This is a genomic window from Bifidobacterium callimiconis (genome assembly GCF_003952005.1).
Lineage (GTDB): Bacteria > Actinomycetota > Actinomycetes > Actinomycetales > Bifidobacteriaceae > Galliscardovia > Galliscardovia callimiconis.
Genome location: NZ_QXGJ01000002.1, coordinates 263,519 through 281,675, shown reverse-complemented (window position 1 = coordinate 281,675; position 18,157 = coordinate 263,519). Strand labels below are relative to the sequence as shown.

The window sequence follows — 18,157 nt, the reverse complement described above, 5'->3', positions numbered from 1 at the left end:
GTTCCTCTTGCGCCTGTAAGCTGGGGTCATGGGCAAGCAAATATCGATCTGGAACATTGGCAACACTGGTCTGCGTAACCCGCTGCGCATCTGGGAAGGGCTCCAACTGTTTGCCGAATCCCCATTCAACGGTAACCTGCGAGGCGACAATGAAGACCGTTTCCAGACGCTGCTTAACAACGCTGGACTCGTCCACTCAACGGGTAAAGCCGAAGACACAAGCAGCTACGCCAGAAAATGGCGTCTCATGTTCGGCCGGTTCGGTTTCATCTATCCCCAAGTCAAAAAGAAGGAAGGTAAGCAGGAAGATCTCGGTCCGCTGGACCAAGTGACACCATTTGGCGAGACTTTCCTCAATGCTAAAACCTATCCGGCTCAGCAAGAGTGCTTCCTGCGTTCGCTTAGCTTGGAACAATTTGAGGTTCCCGGCGATCTTGGCTTCTTCTCACCACTGCGCTGGATACTGGCCGTGATGCTCGAATTGGAGAAACGAACCGGCACCAGTGAGATCAGTCGCATCGAGTTCTCCCTATGGGGCCACACCACCGACCCCAGCTACGACATCAACGAGGTGGTCGAACGCATTATCGATCTCCGTAACCGGCGTAGACAAGCGTCGGCCAAGAAAAGATTCGATGCCGCAGAGATCAAGAAACGTGGCGAGGACTACAACAAGAAGAGCGACAACTTCACCGATTACAGCGATATGAACATGCGCTACCTGCGTATCAGCGGAGTCGTGCAACGAAAAGGCCGCGGCCTCATCATCGTTCCCGCCAAACACTTACTCGCGGAAAAACTCGCTAAGACCACAGCGAGCTGCCGTCCCATCATGGACGTATACCGAGAACTCTGCAGTGGCGCCGCACTGCCCACGGACGATCTCAAAACCGCCAAGGTCCTGCTATCCGACACGGAAGCGCAGTTAAAGAAGAACCACATCCTCTATGACCTGCATGGCCGTTCTCTGAAAACCGTTACCGAAATCAACATCGCACGCCAGGAACTGGAAGAGCTCTGGCAGCAAACTGACGAGATCAAGTATGCGAAAGAGCAGCCAGACCAATGGCGGGAGATCGCTGACTACATGACATTGCTCATCAAGGGCGGCGGGAAAAAGATCGACAACACAGACGAGGACAACGGCATCGAGGTCCCCAAGGATGAAACACCGGTCTACCTTGAATGGACGCTCTGGCGCGCCGCGCTCGCGCTTGGACATCTGACCAACCATCCCAGCGAGGTCCGAGGATTCCGACTCGATTCTGACTTCCTTCCCGTCTCCACGGCGGGCGGCGGCCAAGGTGATCTGTACTGGGAGTATGGTGACTTTACCATCCTGACCGAAGTCACCATGTCCACATCCTCCAGACAGGAAGCTATGGAGGGAGAGCCGGTCCGTCGTCATGTATCCGATGCGGTGTTGAAGTACGGTGAAAATAATATACCTGTGTATGGCTTGTTCGTCGCAGTGAGGATTGACACCAATACCGCCGAGACCTTCCGACATGGTGTGTGGTATGCCAGAGGCGATGTCAAGCAGCGACTTAACATACTCCCCCTGCCGCTCGAACAGTTCCAGACATATTTCATTTCCCTGTTCCAATCCGGGGAATCAGCAAAGCATGAAAAAGTGAAGGAACTGATCGAAACCTGCGAAGCTCAGCGTGATGTCATGGAAGCCCCTGAATGGAAGGAATACATTAAGCAAGTGGCATCTGCTGGCGTGTGAGTTTGAATGGTGGGCGATGAATTCATTCGAATTATCTCAACAATAAGGCGGCAAAGTTCTTCGCATTTCCCAAGACGCATCAGAGAGGTAGTCTTCAACTATGATCGACCCCAACGACCGCAGCTGTTTCGATGACTTCCAGCCGTTCCGCCCCATGCCGGCGAGCTCGTATCGGCGGTGGCGGTCGTTGGTTCCCGCGCAGATCGTGGACGTGTGGGATCGGTGGGGGCTGGGCGTGTTCTGCGATGGATATCTGCGGGTGGTGAATCCGGACGACTGGACGGACATCATCGCCCGCATCTATCGGCCGTTCTGGGTGAAGCGCCCACCCATCCCGGTGCTGGCGACCGCGTTCGGCGACCTGATCGTCGTGGAGAGAAAGGACCTGTTGCATACGCTGCAGTTCCGCAACAGCATCGTCCGGTTAGGCTCGATAACCTACTATCTCGCCGACATTCCGGATCCGTATTTCCAATCCCATGTGCTCGGCATGCGCGGCTACACGACAGCCAGACGTCGGCTCGGCGTACCGAGATACGGCGACTGCTACGTGTACTCGCCGCTCGTATGCGAGGGCGGTCCCGAACGTTCCGATCATCTGCATGTCGGGAACATGCGCGCCTATCTCAAGGACATGCTCGCCGCCGGCTACCGCATGGACGAGAACACCATGCGGTTTCCCGGGAGTGTAGGGGCATAGGAGCATGGTGCGGTTGTCAGGCAGTACGTTCACTGTCTGGATTGTTTAAGCTGGTCGGATTTGGTTCTTGATACGTCGATTCCGATGAAGCGATGCCGACTGAATGCATTAAAGACGTAAAGCGGCAGCATGAGTAGATGCCGGTGTGTGGGACGGTTCTCCTGCACCGGTCACTGGTGTCTTTTGCAGTGTTTGCCTCCTGTGCCTGGTTCGCCGTCGGGTCCCCAGGGGCCTTGGTTTTCGGCTCGTAGTGTTGTGAGGTGGTGTTTCATGGCCATGAGCATGATGTGGGTGTCCTCGAGTCCGAGGTGTCGTTCCGATTGGTCCGCGGTCAGGATGCCCTGGCGTTTGGCGTAGGAGTCGAGGCGGTTGTTCGGGTATGGGTGGTTGGCGCCCGGCTTGGATCCCGGGTCCCAGCGCTGGCTCATGAGCATGGTGTCGATGATGGTGATGCGGCCGTCGCGGTAGCTTTCCGCGTATCCGGCTATGGTCAGCATGAAGAACCCGTGCTCGAATGTCGCGTTGTGCGCCACGTACGGCTGGTGTTCGAGCCTGTCCAGAAGCTCGCGTTGCGCGTCCGGGCAGTCGTCGAGGACCGGCAGTCCCGATTCGGGGCCGCGTGTGCGTATGTCGATGCCGGTCAGGTCGGCGATGACCGGGTTCCCGCGTCTTGCCGCGCGTTCGGGCACGCCGAACGAGAGTCTGGACTGTCCGTAGGCGTCGCCCTGCTCGTAGTATCGCTGCTCGTATTGGTATGTTCCGGCGGCTTCGGCGGGCTTGGACGAGGCCATGTTCATGTGTTCCGAGCCGACGTCGATGATGTAGACGCGTGCCGGGTCGATGCCGGTGGTCTCGATGTCGATGCCCAGCACATGGTCCACGTCCCGTCCGGGCAGGTATGCGTCGCGCCAGCTGCGCTTGGGGGATTCGTCGTGCACCGTGTCGGGTGCCGCGGACAATCGTGCCTCCTCCAGCTTGCGCTGGGCGCGCCTGCGTCGGGCTCTGGCGTTGAGGATGTCACCCGTACGGTCGACGACGTCGGACAGCGGACGGTCGTCGCCGGCGGGCGCCAGCACCTGTATGGTGGCGCCGCCCCTCCTCGCCTCGGATGCCGTCCACAGGCCCTCGTCCACGCCACGGTCGATCAGGCACAGGATCTCGTCGTTGAGCCTGCGGTTCGCGTACGCCAGGGCGCGCGCCAGCCGGTACGAATCCAGAACGCGGTCGAAATCGGTCATGAACGCCCTGTTGCATCGGGCGAGGATCGGCTCGAGCCTCTCGCGCACCATGTAGTCGCGTCGAAGCAGGTCATGGACGTCCAGAGAGGACCCGCTGCGTGAAAGATCGTCCGGTGCGTGGCCGATGCCGTGTTCCAGATCGAGGGAACGCACCCAGTCCCAGTCGATGGGGTGCTCGTCCGCGTCAAGGGGCATGACCTCGGACCACGCCGTGATGTCGTCCTTGGCGTCGCCGAGCCATGAGCGGTCCGTGTTGTTTGGTGTGCTATTCATGTTCCGGGTTGTAGTGTTTGCTGTCATTGTCGTGTCGTTGTCGCCTTTCCACGGTGAGCCTTTCGGGTCCACCGGCTGGTGTCGTACGTGTGAGGTGCCGCCGATCGTTGTTCGACGAGGAGACCGGGGCGGCTGGCCGTTTGGTGCCGGATCGAAGCCTCTAGTGTCGGAGGACGACGAAGTAGTAGACGTCTCTGCCGTACGAGCCGGCTGCGGTGAATCGCACGGTGCTGCCGTCCTTTCGACGGACTCGCTGGAGCATTTCCCGGCGTGGGCCCTTGGGCTTGTAGTTGATGGCGACATGCCGCTCGATGTCGGTGAGGGCATCGTCGTAGTCGATGGTTCCGTCGCCGTGGACGCGGACCTCGAGTTTTCCGTTCTTGATCAGACTGACCGTCTGCCCGACGGAGATGAAGTCGGCCATGCGCCGGACCACGACGGGCCTGGACACCCTCACCTTCCTGCCCTCCCTCCGGCCCCTGGGACGACCATGTTCGAAGATGTCGCGGATATCGGCCGCGTGCAGTGTGGGAGCGTGCAGGAATGATCGGATGTGGTCGTCCGGCAGCAGCGCCAGCGAGGCGAACCTGTTGCAGGCGGCTTCCTCGAAGCGTTTCTCCTTGTATGTGCTGGGGAATCGGCACATAGCGTCGACGAGTTCGTCGTCCGTCTGCTGCAGGTAGTGACCGATCTCATGCAGGAGCGTGAAGTTCCGCCGGGCGGTGTATTCGTATTCCCGGTATTTGACCTGAATGCGGTTGAACCGTTTGGGTGGCAGCGCCGGGGTGAAGAGGCCAGACAGGTCCGATGTTCCCGCGTCATCGATCACGGTGGTGGGGTCTTGTCCTATGCCGTGGTCGAGGGCGTCGACGTATGCGATCCTGAGGTCGCCACCCCGGCCCCAGTGCTCGACGAGCAGTCCGGGGTCGGTCAGGCAGTCTTCCTCGAATTCATGGTGGTGGTCGCGTGCGATGGCCAGCATGCGACCGACATGCTGGCCTAGATCGGGCAGTACGGTCATTGCGCGCCGCCGTTGTCCTTCACCAGTTGTTCGGCGGCTTTGAGGAAAGCGCCGCGTAGCGCGGCGGTGCCGTGTCCGGTGGTGCGTGCGGCGAGCCCGTAGGCGGCCTTTCTGGCCATGTCGAGGCGGGCCTGTTGCGGGTTGGCCGGGTTGATCTGTTCAGCGATCTCGTAGAATTCCGGCTGCTCGGCCAGAATCAGGTAGTCGTCCGGTATGGCCTCCTGCTTTTGCGGCGCTTTGGGGAAGCCGGCCTTCGCCATCTTGCGTTGCTGGGACACGTTCAGGGCGAGCTGGCCGCGCATCACGGCCAGACGGATCTGCGGCTTGAGACCGAGCACGTCCTGCAGTGCCTTGCCGTACGCTTCGAGGTCATCGCTTGCACCGTCCTCCGCACGGTCCAGTTGCCCGAGTTCGGGCAGATCGGCGCATCGTGCATGCCAGACGATCATGATCAGTGCGGTGTCATCACGTTCGTCGAACGCCTCGGACATTTCGTCGTCCGGATCGGTTCCGTGGCGTATGACATCGTTCGGGTCGGCCTTGGCCGGGTCGTTGCCCTCGATGGCGTCGACCGTGGCAGGCGCGAACTCCTTCAGCGGCTTGAACAGCAGACTGATCGGGATGGCAGTCCTGAACACCGGCCATGCGACCATGGGTATCTCCAATGGCGCGCCCTTCTCGATGACGAGCGAATCGGCGGTCTCCATGCGTTCGTCATTCGACAACGGGATGACCATGGCCATACGTGGGTCATCACACAGCGCGGTGACGAGGACATAGGACAGATTGTCGTCGTGGTCTCTGGCCATCCAGAGCTGACCTCGTCTGACGCCCTCGGCACGTTGCCTGCGGATGCGTTCGGGGGAGTCGAGGTCGTTTTCGTCGGGTTCGATGATTTCGATGTCGTCGACGTGCTGCTCGTACAGGCGGAGCATGTCGGTCAGGGATCGGGTGGTCATGATAGGGCCTTTCCGGAGTTTTGGATTATGCTGTCGCCCAGCAGGATCTCGAGCGTGGGTGCCCATTTGGCGCGTTCCCGTGCGAGGTCCTTCCTGTCGAGGGATTCGAAGTGTTGAATGATGTCCTCGATGAGGCGTTCCCGTTGCAGGTGTTCCTGCGCGTCGGCGGCGTCGCTCGGGTCGGTCGCGCCGGTGTCGGGGAAGTCCAGCGGGGATTCGGGATTCGCATCCATGCTCAGGACGCGTGGGGCCTGCAGTACCGTGACTCGGTACTGGACGATACGTAGCAGCTCGGTGGCCGTGAGGGTTCCCTCGGCGGCCTGCAGAATGCCCGCGAGCATGTTTTCCAGCTGGCCTTTTTTGCCGTAGGAGGGCTCCCTCTTGCGCGTGGGGTCGGCGATCTTCCGGTAGTCGATGTCGATCGGATACTGCAACGTGGCGAGCTTGAGCGTGACGGTGGGTGTGGTCGTTGGCAGGGCACTGCCTCCGCGAAGCCCCCAATGTTGCTCAGACTTTTTGTTGTCGTGGGACTCGAAACGGTTCTGGGGATCCCGTTGCATGCGCTTTCGGATGACGTCGCGTTTCCTTCCGAAGTCGGTACGCCCGAACAGGCCCTTGACCCAGTTGTACGCCGCCGTCGTCACCTGCCTGTCGAAGGACGCATCGGTGGTGATCCTGCCGCCTTCGATGGCTGTTTCGAGATTGCGTAACCTGTCCACGTAGAACGCGTTGACGCATGCCTCGAGACTGTCCAAGCCAAATTCGACGTTGAGACTCTCCCGATATACGCGGTATGCCCTGTCGACGCAATCGGTGATGTGCTTGAGTCCGATCCTGCCGAACGAACGTTTGGGCTTGAGGATCCGGACGGTTCCTCGGGCGGTGCGGACTGCCTCTTCGCGTCGGAACTCGTCAAGTATCATGGTCGTCGTCTCGCCGTCGGCGTCAACCGCCTGTCTCGACGTCTCCGTCATACACGAACCTCCTGTGTAATCGGCCTGTTCCAAGTCTATCCCCGGATGGTTGGCGTCTCGGGATCGTCCGGACGGCCCGTCGTGCGACGCGTGCGTCGTTTCCGTGCCTGAACCGGTCATTGGATTCTCCTTTCATCGGCATCTCCGCCGTGGCTCGTTCTTTCCGTTTCCGGCTTCTACCCCTCTTGACCGGACTATCACGGTCATCGGCGTGTCGCCGTTCATCGACCGTTTATATCTGGTCCCGCACTGACGGATTGTCCGGTCATAACAGGTGACGGGATCCCTGTAATCGTGGACGGCGTGCCCGGCCGCGCTGCGGAAACCCGGAACCATCACTACAACAGAAAGGAACCCTTATGACCGACATGCAGGCCACCGGCGCCACGGATGCGCGTCCGCTGGTGCTTATTGATTTCGATGGGGTGATCAACCAGTTTCCGGACGGGAAGGTGCGCCGGCGGCAGAACTCGACCGGTTGGATGAGGCCGGGCGATCCGCGGGTCGGATTGTATTCGCCCGGCAACTGGTTCGTTCCGGATCATCGGGAGGATATCGACACCCGGTATCACGGGCGGCTGCGTCTGCTGTGGTCGGGCGAGCTGGTGGAACGCCTGAAGGCGCTCGACGCGCAGGTCGTCTGGCTGAGTACCTGGCAGCCGTACGTGGACGCGTTGGACCTGCGTCTGGGGGTCGATTGGCCGACCGAGCACTGGTATGACCCGGTCACCCGCGAACACCGGTACACGGGCAAGCGGCGTACGGTCCTCGACCATTTGGCGGACGGCAGGCCGATCGTGTGGATCGACGACGAGGAGACCACGTATGACGCGGGGCTCGCGCTGGTCGGCACGGGTCCGCAGGCGCCGGTGCTGGCGGTGGGGCCGGACACGCATGTCGGCATCAGCCGTCCGCAGATGGCGTTGATCGAACGGTTCGTGGCCTCGCCGCCCGCGGATCCGGTCGTGCGCTTCGAGATCAGCCGGGACGGGCGTGATGGTTCCTGGGGGTTCGGCGGGGATGCCCTGCCGTTGCCGTGGAATCTTTCCGGGCCGGTCGGTCATACGGGACTGTGACCGGGATTGACTCGGCCCCTTTTCATCCGTCGTGGAGATGGATGAAAAGGGGCCGAGTCGTTGTCTGCTTTGCCGTTTGCGGGGTCCCGTCCGTCGTGTCGAGAACGGCGGACGGACGGGTTGTTGCTACTCGGCGGTTTCCTCGCGGCGACGCAGGAGGTTGCGAGTGAGCGCGCAGCCGGCGCCGGTCACGGCCATGATGGCGAGCAGCGTGGCGGGCAGGGCCGCGTCCGTGCCGGTGACGGCGAGCTTGCCCGTGTCACGTCCGGTCTTGGCGTGGGCGTCCGGGGTGCGCGTGGAGACGGTGCGTGTGGCGTTGCCTCCCGCCGTGCCGTTCGTGTCGTTCGACCCGTTGGCGTTGCCGGTGGTGCTCGGGCCGTGTGATCCGGTCGTGGTCGTGCCGGTCTCGGTGCCCATGGCGTTGTGGACGTCCTGCAGGGCGGCGTCCTCCTTGGCGGCGGCGTCCTTGTCCTGCTGGGTCTTGTCCTGCTGTTCCTGTTCCAGCTTTTCCGCGGCCGCCTTCGCGTCGGCGAGGGCCTTGTCCGCGTCCTGCTTGCCGGTCTTGGCGGTCTCGACCGTGGTCTGTGCCTTGTCGAGTGCCTGCTGGGCCTGGCCGTCGGCCTGCTGCGCCTTGGCGAGCCGGTCGGCGGCCTCGTCGGCGTTCCGGCGGGCCTTGTCGAGCGCGGCCGTGGCCTTGTCGAGCGCCTCCTTGGCCTTGGCCGGGTCGATGGCCTGCTGCGCGGCCGTGGCCTTGTCGAGCGTGGTGTTGGCTTGGTCGAGGTTCCGGCGGGCGTCCTCGGCCTGCTGCCGCGCCTTGTCGAGCGCGCTGTTGGCCTGGTCGGCTGCGGTTCGGACCGTCGCCGTGGCGGTTTGGGCGTCCTTGAGCGCGGCCTCCTTGCCGGCGAGCGTGGCCTGCGCCTTGTCGAGCGCCTCCTGCTTGTCCTTCTGTGCGGCGGTGGCCTCCTGCCAGGCCTTGCTGGCCTTGGCGAGCCGTTCGTTGGCGTCCTTGAGCGCCTGGTCGGCGGCCTGACGCGCCGTGGTGGCCTCGTCGGCCTTCTTCACGGCCCTGTCGAGCGCGTCGGCGGCGTCCTTCGCGGCGTCCGTGGCCTTGTCGGCCTTGTCGAGCGCGGTCTGGTAGACGTTGCCGGCGTTCCTCAGCCCGTCCATGTACGCGGTGAGCATGGTCTCGTAGTCGGCGAGGCTCATGTCGCCCTTGGAGAACACGAGGTTCTGCGCGTCCACGCGGCTGGAGTCGCCGCTGGCGACGGCGTCGCCGAACGATTTGGCGCCCGGGTTAATGATGTTCTGGTAGTGGCCGGTGTCGTTGTAGTCGTGGTTGCCGGAGTCCCAGATGGCCTTTTCCTTGTAGTACCAGCCCTGCAGGGGGTCGTCGTAACCCCAGGCGAGGTTCTGCGCGTTGACGTAGTAGATGTGGCCGTGGCCGCCGCCGAACGCGTTGTAGTCGGCGGCTCCCTGGGCCAGGGCCAGAGCGTGCGTGTCCACGTCGAGCTCCGTCAGTCCCAGGCTCTTGCGGATCTCGTTGGTCTTGCGCATCACCGTGATGGCCTTGAGCATGTTGTCCAATGAGGTCGAGGAGGCGTCGTCGCCGGCCTTGTACCAGGACTTGCCCTCGAACGATTCGAGCGTCTTGGCGGCATCGGTCAGGCCGTTGCGCTCGTAGAAGCCCAGCGCGCCCTTCTTCCATTGCGCGTCGGCGCCGTCCGCGTCCTGCTTCGCCTGATCGGCGACCTGACGCGCGGATTCGGCGTCGGCGGCGGCCTTGTCGGAGGTGTCCCTGGCCTTGTCGGCGTCCTTTCCGGCGTCGGATTCGTTCTTCGCGGCCTGCTCCTGCGCCTTCGCGGCCTGCTGCTGCGCCTGTTCGGCCGCGTCGAGCTCCTGCTTCGCCGATTCGGGCGTGTCGATGGCCTGCTGCTTGTCGTCCACGTCCTTCCTGGCGGCGTCTCGCTCGTCCTGCGCCTGGCTCTGGGCCTGTTCCTTGTTCTGCAGGTCCTGCGCGGCGGCGTCGGCGGTCTTCTGCGCGTCGTCCACGGCGGTGTTGGCCTTGTCGAGACTGCTGGTGGCGTCGTTCACGGCCTGCCTGGCCTGTTCGACGGCCTGCTTGGCCTGGGCCTGCGCCTGCGGATCGCTGGCCTTGTCGTAGTCGGCCTGCGCCCGGGTCTGCGCGTCCTGCGCCTGGCTGTGTGCCTTGCGGGCGTCGTCATCCTGCTGCTTGGCTGACTGGAGCTGCTGCGCAGTGGCGTCCTTGGCGTTCCTGGCGTCGTCCAGAGCGGTCTGTGCCTTGTTCAGCGCCTGCGCGGCGTCGTCGGCCTTCTGCTGGGCCTGAGGCACGCCGCTGATCTGCTGCGCCTCGGTGACGGACTGTCGGGCGTCCGATACCGCCTGCGTGGCGGACGCGAGCCGGTCGTCCGTGGTGACGGCCGACTCGTCGGCCATGGCGGCCTGCGGCGCGATGATGGTTCCCGCGGTGATGATGGCGGCCACCGCTGTCCTACCCATGGGTGTCATTGGATCTCCTCCTGATTCTCATTGATGGATGTTGTCGTGTCCGCCGCGGCACGCGGCCCCGTCGGACGTTGACGCTCTTTACAACCGGACAAACCGTCGACGGGCCGAACACGGGCGTGTCGCGGCCTCCCGTTCGCCCGGATGGTAGGGGACGTTGATGGCTGCGCCGGGAGATCGCGGCCGTATAGTGCGGGGCGTATTCGGTGACATCCGGCGGACCTTGGAAACAGTTCGCTGGATATCACGTCACCCGTCGCGGTGGTCGGTCACACGCCTACCAGAGCCGTGGCCTCGTCGCTGTCGAGGAGCCCGTGGTCCACGGCGTCGGCGAGGACGAGCTCCTGCTTGTCCCAGTCCATGTAGGGCAGGCCGTCGATGACGGCCTGCCGCAGATTCTCGACGGGCAGACCACACAGGACATCCCGTGCGAAGCCGGTGTCCCGGTGCCAGTGGAAGCCATGGCGTCGCCGCCGGCGCGTGGGAACGGCGACGTGGATGATCGGAGAGCCCCAGCCTCCCAGCTTGGCCATCTGCACCACGGTCGGCCCCCAGAAGACCGCGCCCCGGCCCGCCATGGCGAGGGACAATGCCAGATGCGTGTATCGGTAGTCGGTATCCGGATCGTCGTTGAACCAGATGTACACGCCCCGCGCCGGATGCTGGACGTCGTCGTTGCCGTGCGCCCACCGCCACAGCAGTCTGGGGTCGATGTCATGATCGCGCGCGCACCACACAGGGATCACGCCGTGCCATGCGCGCACGACCGGCAGCAGCCGACGCTCGAGCGCGTTCATTCCTCCGTGTCGGGGTTGGGGTCGAGTCGGACCATGTCCATGACGAGGGGTTCGGCGCCGTCGGCGGTCAGCTGGGCGCGGTTGACCTTCTCCCATTCCTTCTCCCAGGTAGTGTATTCCTCCTCGAAGCCCTTGTAGGGTTCGATGCCCCGGGTCTCCCAGGCGGCCCACTGCCTGGGGGTGATGGGGTGGCTGGGCTCGAACTCCTCGGTCAGTCCCTCGGGGATGGGGACGGTGTAGTCGTTGCTCTGGTCGGTGGTGTTGGGGTCGTCGAAGACGACGGTTGCCTTGCCCATGTACATGATGGATGATTCCTTTCGGATTATTGGTTGATGATGGATGGTGAATGGATGATGGTGATGGAATGGTTCCGTGCCGCCCGGTCGGGCCGGGCCGCGTCTAGCGGGTGAGGAGCTGCCAGAGGCAGCGGATGGGGTCGGTGATCACCGCCCAGATGAGCTTGATGATCTTCGCGATGATCCAGCCGATGGCGAATCCGATGACGGTCAGCCACATGATGTTCTCCTTTGCGAATACGGGTAGTGTGCGGATGGGTGTGATGTCATTTGGTGGGGTCGGCGGCGCGGGCCTCGCACTGCATCCACTGGTTGGACAGGCGGTCGTGCCAGTTCTTCTGTGCCTCGAACGTGGCCCGGGTCTCGCCCGTGGCGGGACGCTCCTTGACGATCCCGACGAGTTCCGAGCAGTAGCCGGGATGGGATTGCTGCAGGCTCGTGGCGGACTGCGCCATCTGGGACGCCTGCTCGTCCATGGCCTGGTTGAGCAGCTTCAGCGTCTCGTGCTCCCACGTGGCGTACGCGTCGTCCATGTCCCTGATCGCGGCCGCGGACTCCTCGGCGCTCTTCGAGTCGTCGAAATGGATGCCGGCCTTGATCCAATCGCCCAATGCGTTGTCGCTGTTTGTCCATGCGCTGATGTCGCGCTGCCGCCGTTGGTTGCTGATCCAGTCATACACATTGAGATCGGAATCCTCGAATGGACGGTAATCGATGAAATCGTTCATCCTGTATGACAGGTCCGAGGCGTGCTGGCGCACGTCGGCCGGCGTGGCCGTCACGCTCGGGGACGGAGCCGGCTCGGCCGTCTTGCCCGTGTCCGCGGACGCGCCGGCCGTCACCGTCCCGGCGGATCCGTCCGTCGCCTCATTGCCGTTCTTTACGGCGTCGGCCTTGGCATCGGTCTTCCCTGTCTGGGAGTCGGCACCGGTCTTGGCCGTGGTCGTCTGAGTCGTCTCCCGTCCGGCGAACGGGCCGACATGCTTGGTGGCCGCGAACGCGACGCCGAGCGTCGCGACGATCGCGACGACCAGAATGATGTTCAGGACCGTGAACCTGTTGATGCGGTTCTTCATGGATGTCTCCTTCGTCTCTCCCTCGGTGTTCCGGGGCTGTGTTCTCGTACACCCCCTATAACGGGACAAACTTCCGGACCCGGTCGGAACCGTTGAAAACACAAGCTTCCACGGCGTGTCGGAACAGGCCGGCCGGTCTGTCTGTCAGCCCTGTGCGGTGTCGTCGGGTGGGAGCTGGCCGATGGGGCCCCAGCTTTGGATGGTCATGCGGTCGGGGAGTCGGCCCTGGTCGACGAAGTGGCGGATCTCGAGGGCGGGGCCGCGTCGGCTCATCACGTCGCACAGGTAGCCGAGGTTGAGCGCGAAGTGACGCGGGCAGTAGTAGAACGTCCGGGTCGTGTCGTCGAGCGGGTCCTCGGAGCGTGCGCGGATGTAGTATTCCGGCTTCTCGGTGCACGCGCGCTCGTCGGGCTCCCGGTCCAGATCGCCGAAGTCCTCGTCCTCGTATTCGGACGGCCCGTCGTACACGCAGGACGGCTCATGCCGGTGGCCGTCCTCCTCCTCGAGGGGCGGCAGTCCGGTGTCGTCCTGCCTGAACTCGTCAAGCAGGTCGTCGAGCCAGACCACATCGGGCAGCGTCCCACCCGTCGCCATGCTTCCTGGCATGCTCCTGAGACGCGGCGCGCGTCCGGTCTCGTGTTCAGTCGTTCCACTGGTTGGCTTCATCATCATTCCTGGTCCTTTCCTTGAGTTCCTTGACCGCGACTCGCAGGGACGCGTATCGCGGCGATTCGTCTGACTCCCTGATGTGCCGGGCGAGCTCCCGGCTCCACCGGTCGATGTCCGTGAGCAGCTGGTTCTGGGTCCACTCGCCGTGCTCGTCCAGATAGCGTTCGTGTCCGTTGCGGCTGCGGTACGCCGTCCCGTCGCCGGGCAGAGGCTCGACGCGTACGGTGAGCGTCGAGTCGTTCTGAATGATCACGGTGATCCGGGTGTCCACGGCGGCGGGGATGACCACGCCGGTGGTGCGCTCGACCAGCGCGTACAGGCCGTCCGCCGCCTCGTTCGCCTCGTCGGTGAGCAGCCGGTCACGCAGGGCCGTGTCCAGGCCGAGCACGTCGAACAGGCGCTCGACATGGGTGATCATCGGCGAGCCGGGCATGTCGGGGAACGCACTGCGCCAGCTGGCCTTGAACAAAGGGTGACGGATTCCGCGCCACAGCCAGGAGCGCAGGTAGCGCATGTTGAACTGGAAATGCGCGGGCTCCCGGTCGTCCTCCTTCCGGCAGCCGGCCGAATCGGTCATGTCGTACCGTTCGATCCACCGACAGTTCCAACGCCCGTCCGCATCGCGCTCGGGGCGACGGAAATACATCACGTCGAACCGCAGCGGCGTGTCCCGCACACGACGGTTGAGCAGCCGGGCCACGACCCCTGCACACCGGCCGGTGCTGATATCGAACCCCGACGCGCGACGTCTCTCGCCGCGAGCCACCCGCCGAAACAGACGGTCCCTGTCCGCGGTCCCGGAACGATCCCTGCCGCGGTCCGCCGTGCCTTTTTCGCCGAATTCGGCGGCACTGTCAACACTCATCACACTGTCCTTTCTCGAAAAGCCAGCCGTCCGACCCCGCGGGCGGGCCGGACGCTCCGACCCCGGCCTGCATTATCGAACAGCTGTTCCATGGTTGATGGCTTGCGCCTTCTTTATGCGCCCTAGAACTATCGTTCGATGTTCGAAGCGTTTCAACGCCACTCCGAATGCGTTCCGGAACACCCGTCAGCGTGCGGGACTCGCCGGATTGCGACGCGCGTCACGCACCTGCAGGAACAGCAGGTAGCGCAGCAGACCGGCGCGCAGGTAGTTGCGGTTCACCGGACGGGAGTTACGTTGGAACATCTCGTCGGCGAGGATCCGGTCGACGACCTTCTGCATCTCGTCCGCCGTCGAATACGCGAACGCCGAATCGTCCACCCCATTGACCAGGTCCTCGTCGCAGCCCATCGCGCGCAGATGCTTCCTCATATGGTTCAGGTGGGAACGCATGACCTGCTGGGTCGTGGCGGCAAGCGGCATGAGATCCCCGTCCTTTCCGCGACGATGCGAGGGATACCAGGCGTTCCACTCGCGGAACAGACGCTCGTTGCGCTCCCGACGCGTGGTGACCTGCACGGGGCCGGCGACGGTGTAGTCATACCGGGCCAGCGGATCATACTCACGCGTCCACGCCGGAGTCCGTTTCGCCAGATCCTGCTCGAAAACGGACAGACGACTGTTGAGATGCCGCTTCCCGTCACCGGCCCTCACGGCCAGACCGCACGACTCGGCCGCCTCCATCAGTGCCTCGCGGCTGTCGAAGCACGAGGCATCGGCCAGGGAACGCACCTTCACCGGGCTGCCCGGATCCGAACAGTCGATGAAGAACTCGCCATCACCGTAATCCCAACCCGCCATGGCATACACCATGCAGACACCATCACGAGACCTCTCATTACGCTGACCGGACATCGCCATATCTCCTTCCCCGCCACGCGGAATCGTCTTGTCCGCCCCCTTTCGGCCGGACACCAAAACAAACCGGACAAACCCACGGCGAACGACACAACGGCGTGTCGCGGCATAACGCCGTTCGTGGCTGAGACCGATATTTGTTGCTTGCGGGCTTTGCGGAGAGGCCACATGGCGCCAGGCGTTTCAGATGGCTGACGATGTTGGGTAGGCGCCATTCGAGCGGACTAGGCTGTGGGTGAGATCAATGATCTGTCTATCGCAGGCTTAGGTAGTTTCGGGAAGGAGACGCTGATGGTGAGGCGTTGGGAGGATCAGACGGCTTTGGTGACGGGTGCGGGTCGTGGTATCGGTCGGGCCACGGCGCTCATGCTCGCGTCGAAGGGCGTGCGCGTGGCGGTCAACGACATCGACCCGGACACCGCTCGGGACACGGTGGAGGAGATCGTGCGTCGGGGCGGTTCCGCCGTGCCGGCCGTTGGTGACGTGTCGGACGAGGCCGACGTGACGCGGATCCACGATGAATTGGCCGCGGACTATGGTGGCGCGGACATCGTGGTGAACAATGCGGGCATCATCCTCAGCCAGCCGTTGCGGGACGCGTCGGCCGAGCAGTGGGACCGCATCCTTGCGGTGAATCTGAAGGGCGAGTTCCTGAACATCATCCATGCCGCTCCCCGGATGGTGGAGAAGGGCTACGGCAGGATCGTGAACGTGTCGTCGATCGCGGCGAAGCATGGCGGCGGGTTCCTAGGCAACGTGGCGTATGGCTCGTCGAAGGCGGGTGTGGCGTCGTTGACGCGTGGCGCGGCGCGTGAGTATGCGCCTCATGGGATCACGGTGAACGCGGTGATGCCGGGGTTGACGCATACGCCGATGACGGATGCGATGAGTGATGAGACGCGGGCTCGTATTATTTCTGGCATGCTGGTAAAGCGTGCGGCCGAGCCGGAGGAGATCGCGAGGGTGATCGTGTTCCTGGCGTCCCCGGAGTCCGGGTTCATCACCGGCGAGACCATCGACGTGGATGGCGGCGCGACCCTCGACTGAGCATATTGGGTATATCCGGACGAATGTGACGTGGATTTGGGTATAACCGCATCATGAACAGCGGCATTTGCCACTCTTTATGATGCGGTTATACCCAGAACCCGGTTATCTGATCGGTTATGCCCAGAATTATCGCCCGGGTATACCCAAATTCCTCCGATGCGTCTCGAACCGATGGAATAAAGACGATGGTCGGAAATTCTGATTGCCATGGACGAATCGAATAAATAGGCGAATAAATATCTGGATGACGGTTGATGAACGGATATCCGAACGGTGAAGGGCCTGATGATAATCCCCGTACCTGTTCGGAGGAGCGGTGCCAAGGAGCAATTCCTTGGCACAAGACTACAGATCTTGAGCTACGCCCCGGCGAATCGGATCAGTCCTCGATCTCTTCGCGCTCGCGTTCCTGCTCCTGCTTCACGTAGATGCCGGTGATGGCGGTCCAGGTGACCGTGGACAGGCCGTAGAGCGTAGCCTGGAGCTTGTTGCCTTGAATGATGTAGAGGATGGCCGTGATGGCGTTGGCGATCGCTGCGACGGCGCACATTGTGGAAACCTTGGGCATTCTTCTCATCTTGCCAGTATAAGGGACGCATGGCCGTCTCTCGATATGGGCGCATTTGTTTTTCACAGCGTCAAACACCCGTTTTCGGCAGGACTGTGCGGGTGTTTGACGCTGCGAAAAGCGGGATATGGGTGTTTGGCGCTGTGAATTGCGCGTCCCGTCAATCACGCAAATCCGCGGCGGACGGGGGTATCGTAAACAGTGACGACATTCGTCATACAAAGGAGTAATGATCATGTCCGAAGAATCCACTATCCCCACCACCGAGCCCGTCATCCCCGCCGAGGGGCGCGTCGCAGTACTTACTGAGCCGAAACACATCGATGTGCGTACGCTGCCGCTGCCGGAGATCGGCGACGACGAGGTGCTCGTCCGTGTCGAAGGCTGCGGCATCTGTGGCACCGACCAGTCTGAATACCGTGCCGACCCGTTCGGATTCGCGCCGATCGTGCTCGGCCACGAAGCCACCGGCGAGATCGTCAAACTCGGCAAGAACGTGACCGCCGACTATTCCGGCAAGCCGCTGAAGGTGGGTGACAAGATCGTCACCGGTCTGCGCCCGTGCGGACACTGTGCGATCTGCCGTCGTCGTGCGGACATGATCCACCTGTGCGAGAACGGCGAAATCCACGGTCTGATGCCCGGCGAGGATCACTTCTTCAACGGCTGGTATTCCGATTACATGAAGTGCAATCCCGGCGCGGTGATCTTCAACGTCAACGACATGCCCGACCGCGATCTGCGCATCCTGATCGAACCGGCCGCGGTGATCGTGCACGCCGTCGAGGAGGCCAAGAAGATCTACGACTTCAAGCATGGATCGCACGTGCTGGTCCAGGGCTGCGGTCCGATCGGTCTGCTGCTTGTCGCGCTGTTGAAGACGTACGGCATCCGCAACATCGTGGCCGTCGACGCCAAGGAGGCGCGACTCGAAATGGCCAGGAAGCTCGGCGCTACCGCCGTCGTGAACGTTGCCGACTACGATTCGGTGGACGCCGCGGCCGACGCCGTGCGCGAGGTAACCGAAGGACTCGGCGCGGAGATGGGCTTCCAGTGCACTGGTTCTCCTGCCGCGGCCGCAGCCCTGTTCAAGTACATTCGTCGCGGCGGATCGTACTGCGAGGTTGGCTTCTTCACCAACACCGGCGACGCCACGTACAACCCGCATCTGGACGTGTGCCAGAAGGAGATCAAGCTCACCGGATCGTGGACCTATCAGGCCGGCGACTGGCTCGAAGCGCAGGAATTCCTCAAGGAGGCCAAGGACCGCGGCCTGCCCGTCATGGACCTGGTCACCAACGTGTTCCCGCTCGACCAGATCAACGAGGCCATGGAATACGCGCTGAGCATGCAGGGTCTCAAGATCGAGGTCGTTCCGGAGCTGTAACCGCAGCGTAGTGGCATAGTCCGGAGCTGCGGTGC

At 62.9% G+C, this 18,157-nt stretch carries 17 protein-coding genes; 5 read left to right on the top strand and 12 right to left on the bottom strand.

Features of this window, described 5'->3' with window-relative positions; genetic code table 11:
• Positions 1-28 precede the first annotated feature (28 nt).
• The gene (locus D2E23_RS03195) at positions 29-1,732 is read left to right on the top strand and encodes an AlwI family type II restriction endonuclease (RefSeq protein ID WP_126029553.1); all 1,704 of its coding nucleotides are present in this window, start codon (positions 29-31) and stop codon (positions 1,730-1,732) included.
• Positions 1,733-1,832: 100 nt separating this feature from the next.
• Positions 1,833-2,432, top strand: coding sequence for a GAD-like domain-containing protein (locus D2E23_RS03190; protein ID WP_126029552.1), 600 nt, complete (start codon positions 1,833-1,835; stop codon positions 2,430-2,432).
• Positions 2,433-2,602: 170 nt separating this feature from the next.
• Here the strand turns inward: D2E23_RS03190 and D2E23_RS03185 are convergent, their stop codons facing one another.
• The 4 genes from D2E23_RS03185 to D2E23_RS03170 form a co-directional block, all read right to left on the bottom strand.
• The gene (locus D2E23_RS03185) at positions 2,603-3,865 is read right to left on the bottom strand and encodes a DNA polymerase III subunit epsilon (protein WP_420897288.1); all 1,263 of its coding nucleotides are present in this window, start codon (positions 3,863-3,865) and stop codon (positions 2,603-2,605) included.
• A 238-nt stretch (positions 3,866-4,103) separates the two neighbouring features.
• On the bottom strand, positions 4,104-4,964 hold the full coding sequence (locus D2E23_RS03180) for an ImmA/IrrE family metallo-endopeptidase (RefSeq protein ID WP_126029550.1): 861 nt from the start codon (positions 4,962-4,964) through the stop codon (positions 4,104-4,106).
• Positions 4,961-5,923: a hypothetical protein gene (locus D2E23_RS03175; protein ID WP_126029549.1), complete on the bottom strand. Its 963-nt coding sequence runs from the start codon at positions 5,921-5,923 to the stop codon at positions 4,961-4,963. The genes D2E23_RS03180 and D2E23_RS03175 overlap by 4 nt, the downstream gene beginning before the upstream one ends.
• On the bottom strand, positions 5,920-6,897 hold the full coding sequence (locus D2E23_RS03170; RefSeq protein WP_126029548.1) for a hypothetical protein: 978 nt from the start codon (positions 6,895-6,897) through the stop codon (positions 5,920-5,922). The genes D2E23_RS03175 and D2E23_RS03170 overlap by 4 nt, the downstream gene beginning before the upstream one ends.
• Positions 6,898-7,256: 359 nt before the next feature.
• On the opposite strand from D2E23_RS03170, the gene D2E23_RS03165 reads away from it, so the two are divergent.
• Entirely contained in the window at positions 7,257-7,973 is a 717-nt protein-coding gene (locus D2E23_RS03165; RefSeq protein ID WP_126029547.1) for a hypothetical protein, read from the top strand.
• A 126-nt stretch (positions 7,974-8,099) separates the two neighbouring features.
• Here the strand turns inward: D2E23_RS03165 and D2E23_RS03160 are convergent, their stop codons facing one another.
• The 7 genes from D2E23_RS03160 to D2E23_RS03130 form a co-directional block, all read right to left on the bottom strand.
• The gene (locus D2E23_RS03160) at positions 8,100-10,499 is read right to left on the bottom strand and encodes a CAP domain-containing protein (protein ID WP_126029546.1); all 2,400 of its coding nucleotides are present in this window, start codon (positions 10,497-10,499) and stop codon (positions 8,100-8,102) included.
• A gap of 266 nt (positions 10,500-10,765) precedes the next feature.
• Entirely contained in the window at positions 10,766-11,293 is a 528-nt protein-coding gene (locus D2E23_RS03155; RefSeq protein ID WP_126029545.1) for a hypothetical protein, read from the bottom strand.
• Positions 11,290-11,595: a hypothetical protein gene (locus D2E23_RS03150; RefSeq protein WP_126029544.1), complete on the bottom strand. Its 306-nt coding sequence runs from the start codon at positions 11,593-11,595 to the stop codon at positions 11,290-11,292. The genes D2E23_RS03155 and D2E23_RS03150 overlap by 4 nt, the downstream gene beginning before the upstream one ends.
• Positions 11,596-11,855: 260 nt before the next feature.
• Positions 11,856-12,665: a hypothetical protein gene (locus D2E23_RS03145; RefSeq protein ID WP_126029543.1), complete on the bottom strand. Its 810-nt coding sequence runs from the start codon at positions 12,663-12,665 to the stop codon at positions 11,856-11,858.
• A 144-nt stretch (positions 12,666-12,809) separates the two neighbouring features.
• On the bottom strand, positions 12,810-13,259 hold the full coding sequence (locus tag D2E23_RS03140) for a hypothetical protein (protein WP_126029542.1): 450 nt from the start codon (positions 13,257-13,259) through the stop codon (positions 12,810-12,812).
• Between the two features lie 46 nt (positions 13,260-13,305).
• Positions 13,306-14,199, bottom strand: a complete 894-nt coding sequence (locus D2E23_RS03135) for a hypothetical protein (protein WP_126029541.1) — start codon at positions 14,197-14,199, stop codon at positions 13,306-13,308.
• Between the two features lie 186 nt (positions 14,200-14,385).
• On the bottom strand, positions 14,386-15,060 hold the full coding sequence (locus D2E23_RS03130; protein ID WP_164520647.1) for a hypothetical protein: 675 nt from the start codon (positions 15,058-15,060) through the stop codon (positions 14,386-14,388).
• A 348-nt stretch (positions 15,061-15,408) separates the two neighbouring features.
• Here D2E23_RS03130 and D2E23_RS03125 point away from each other — a divergent pair, with 348 nt between their 5' ends.
• Complete coding sequence (locus tag D2E23_RS03125; RefSeq protein WP_126029539.1) at positions 15,409-16,164, top strand: SDR family NAD(P)-dependent oxidoreductase; 756 nt, start codon at positions 15,409-15,411, stop codon at positions 16,162-16,164.
• A gap of 382 nt (positions 16,165-16,546) precedes the next feature.
• Here D2E23_RS03125 and D2E23_RS11560 read toward each other — a convergent pair whose 3' ends face one another.
• Positions 16,547-16,717, bottom strand: coding sequence for a hypothetical protein (locus tag D2E23_RS11560; RefSeq protein WP_164520646.1), 171 nt, complete (start codon positions 16,715-16,717; stop codon positions 16,547-16,549).
• A 253-nt stretch (positions 16,718-16,970) separates the two neighbouring features.
• On the opposite strand from D2E23_RS11560, the gene D2E23_RS03120 reads away from it, so the two are divergent.
• A complete protein-coding gene (locus D2E23_RS03120; protein WP_126029538.1) occupies positions 16,971-18,122 on the top strand; it encodes a zinc-dependent alcohol dehydrogenase in 1,152 nt (383 codons plus the stop codon).
• Positions 18,123-18,157 lie beyond the last annotated feature (35 nt).

Excerpts from the sequence above, each read along its gene's own strand:
- D2E23_RS03195 (WP_126029553.1), top strand. The coding sequence starts at position 29 with ATGGGCAAGCAAATATCGATCTGGAACATTGGCAACACTGGTCTGCGT.
- D2E23_RS03190 (WP_126029552.1), top strand. The coding sequence starts at position 1,833 with ATGATCGACCCCAACGACCGCAGCTGTTTCGATGACTTCCAGCCGTTC.
- D2E23_RS03185 (WP_420897288.1), bottom strand. The coding sequence starts at position 3,865 with ATGCCCCTTGACGCGGACGAGCACCCCATCGACTGGGACTGGGTGCGT.
- D2E23_RS03180 (WP_126029550.1), bottom strand. The coding sequence starts at position 4,964 with ATGACCGTACTGCCCGATCTAGGCCAGCATGTCGGTCGCATGCTGGCC.
- D2E23_RS03175 (WP_126029549.1), bottom strand. The coding sequence starts at position 5,923 with ATGACCACCCGATCCCTGACCGACATGCTCCGCCTGTACGAGCAGCAC.
- D2E23_RS03170 (WP_126029548.1), bottom strand. The coding sequence starts at position 6,897 with ATGACGGAGACGTCGAGACAGGCGGTTGACGCCGACGGCGAGACGACG.
- D2E23_RS03165 (WP_126029547.1), top strand. The coding sequence starts at position 7,257 with ATGACCGACATGCAGGCCACCGGCGCCACGGATGCGCGTCCGCTGGTG.
- D2E23_RS03160 (WP_126029546.1), bottom strand. The coding sequence starts at position 10,499 with ATGACACCCATGGGTAGGACAGCGGTGGCCGCCATCATCACCGCGGGA.
- D2E23_RS03155 (WP_126029545.1), bottom strand. The coding sequence starts at position 11,293 with ATGAACGCGCTCGAGCGTCGGCTGCTGCCGGTCGTGCGCGCATGGCAC.
- D2E23_RS03150 (WP_126029544.1), bottom strand. The coding sequence starts at position 11,595 with ATGTACATGGGCAAGGCAACCGTCGTCTTCGACGACCCCAACACCACC.
- D2E23_RS03145 (WP_126029543.1), bottom strand. The coding sequence starts at position 12,665 with ATGAAGAACCGCATCAACAGGTTCACGGTCCTGAACATCATTCTGGTC.
- D2E23_RS03140 (WP_126029542.1), bottom strand. The coding sequence starts at position 13,259 with ATGGCGACGGGTGGGACGCTGCCCGATGTGGTCTGGCTCGACGACCTG.
- D2E23_RS03135 (WP_126029541.1), bottom strand. The coding sequence starts at position 14,199 with ATGAGTGTTGACAGTGCCGCCGAATTCGGCGAAAAAGGCACGGCGGAC.
- D2E23_RS03130 (WP_164520647.1), bottom strand. The coding sequence starts at position 15,060 with ATGGCGGGTTGGGATTACGGTGATGGCGAGTTCTTCATCGACTGTTCG.
- D2E23_RS03125 (WP_126029539.1), top strand. The coding sequence starts at position 15,409 with ATGGTGAGGCGTTGGGAGGATCAGACGGCTTTGGTGACGGGTGCGGGT.
- D2E23_RS11560 (WP_164520646.1), bottom strand. The coding sequence starts at position 16,717 with ATGTGCGCCGTCGCAGCGATCGCCAACGCCATCACGGCCATCCTCTAC.
- D2E23_RS03120 (WP_126029538.1), top strand. The coding sequence starts at position 16,971 with ATGTCCGAAGAATCCACTATCCCCACCACCGAGCCCGTCATCCCCGCC.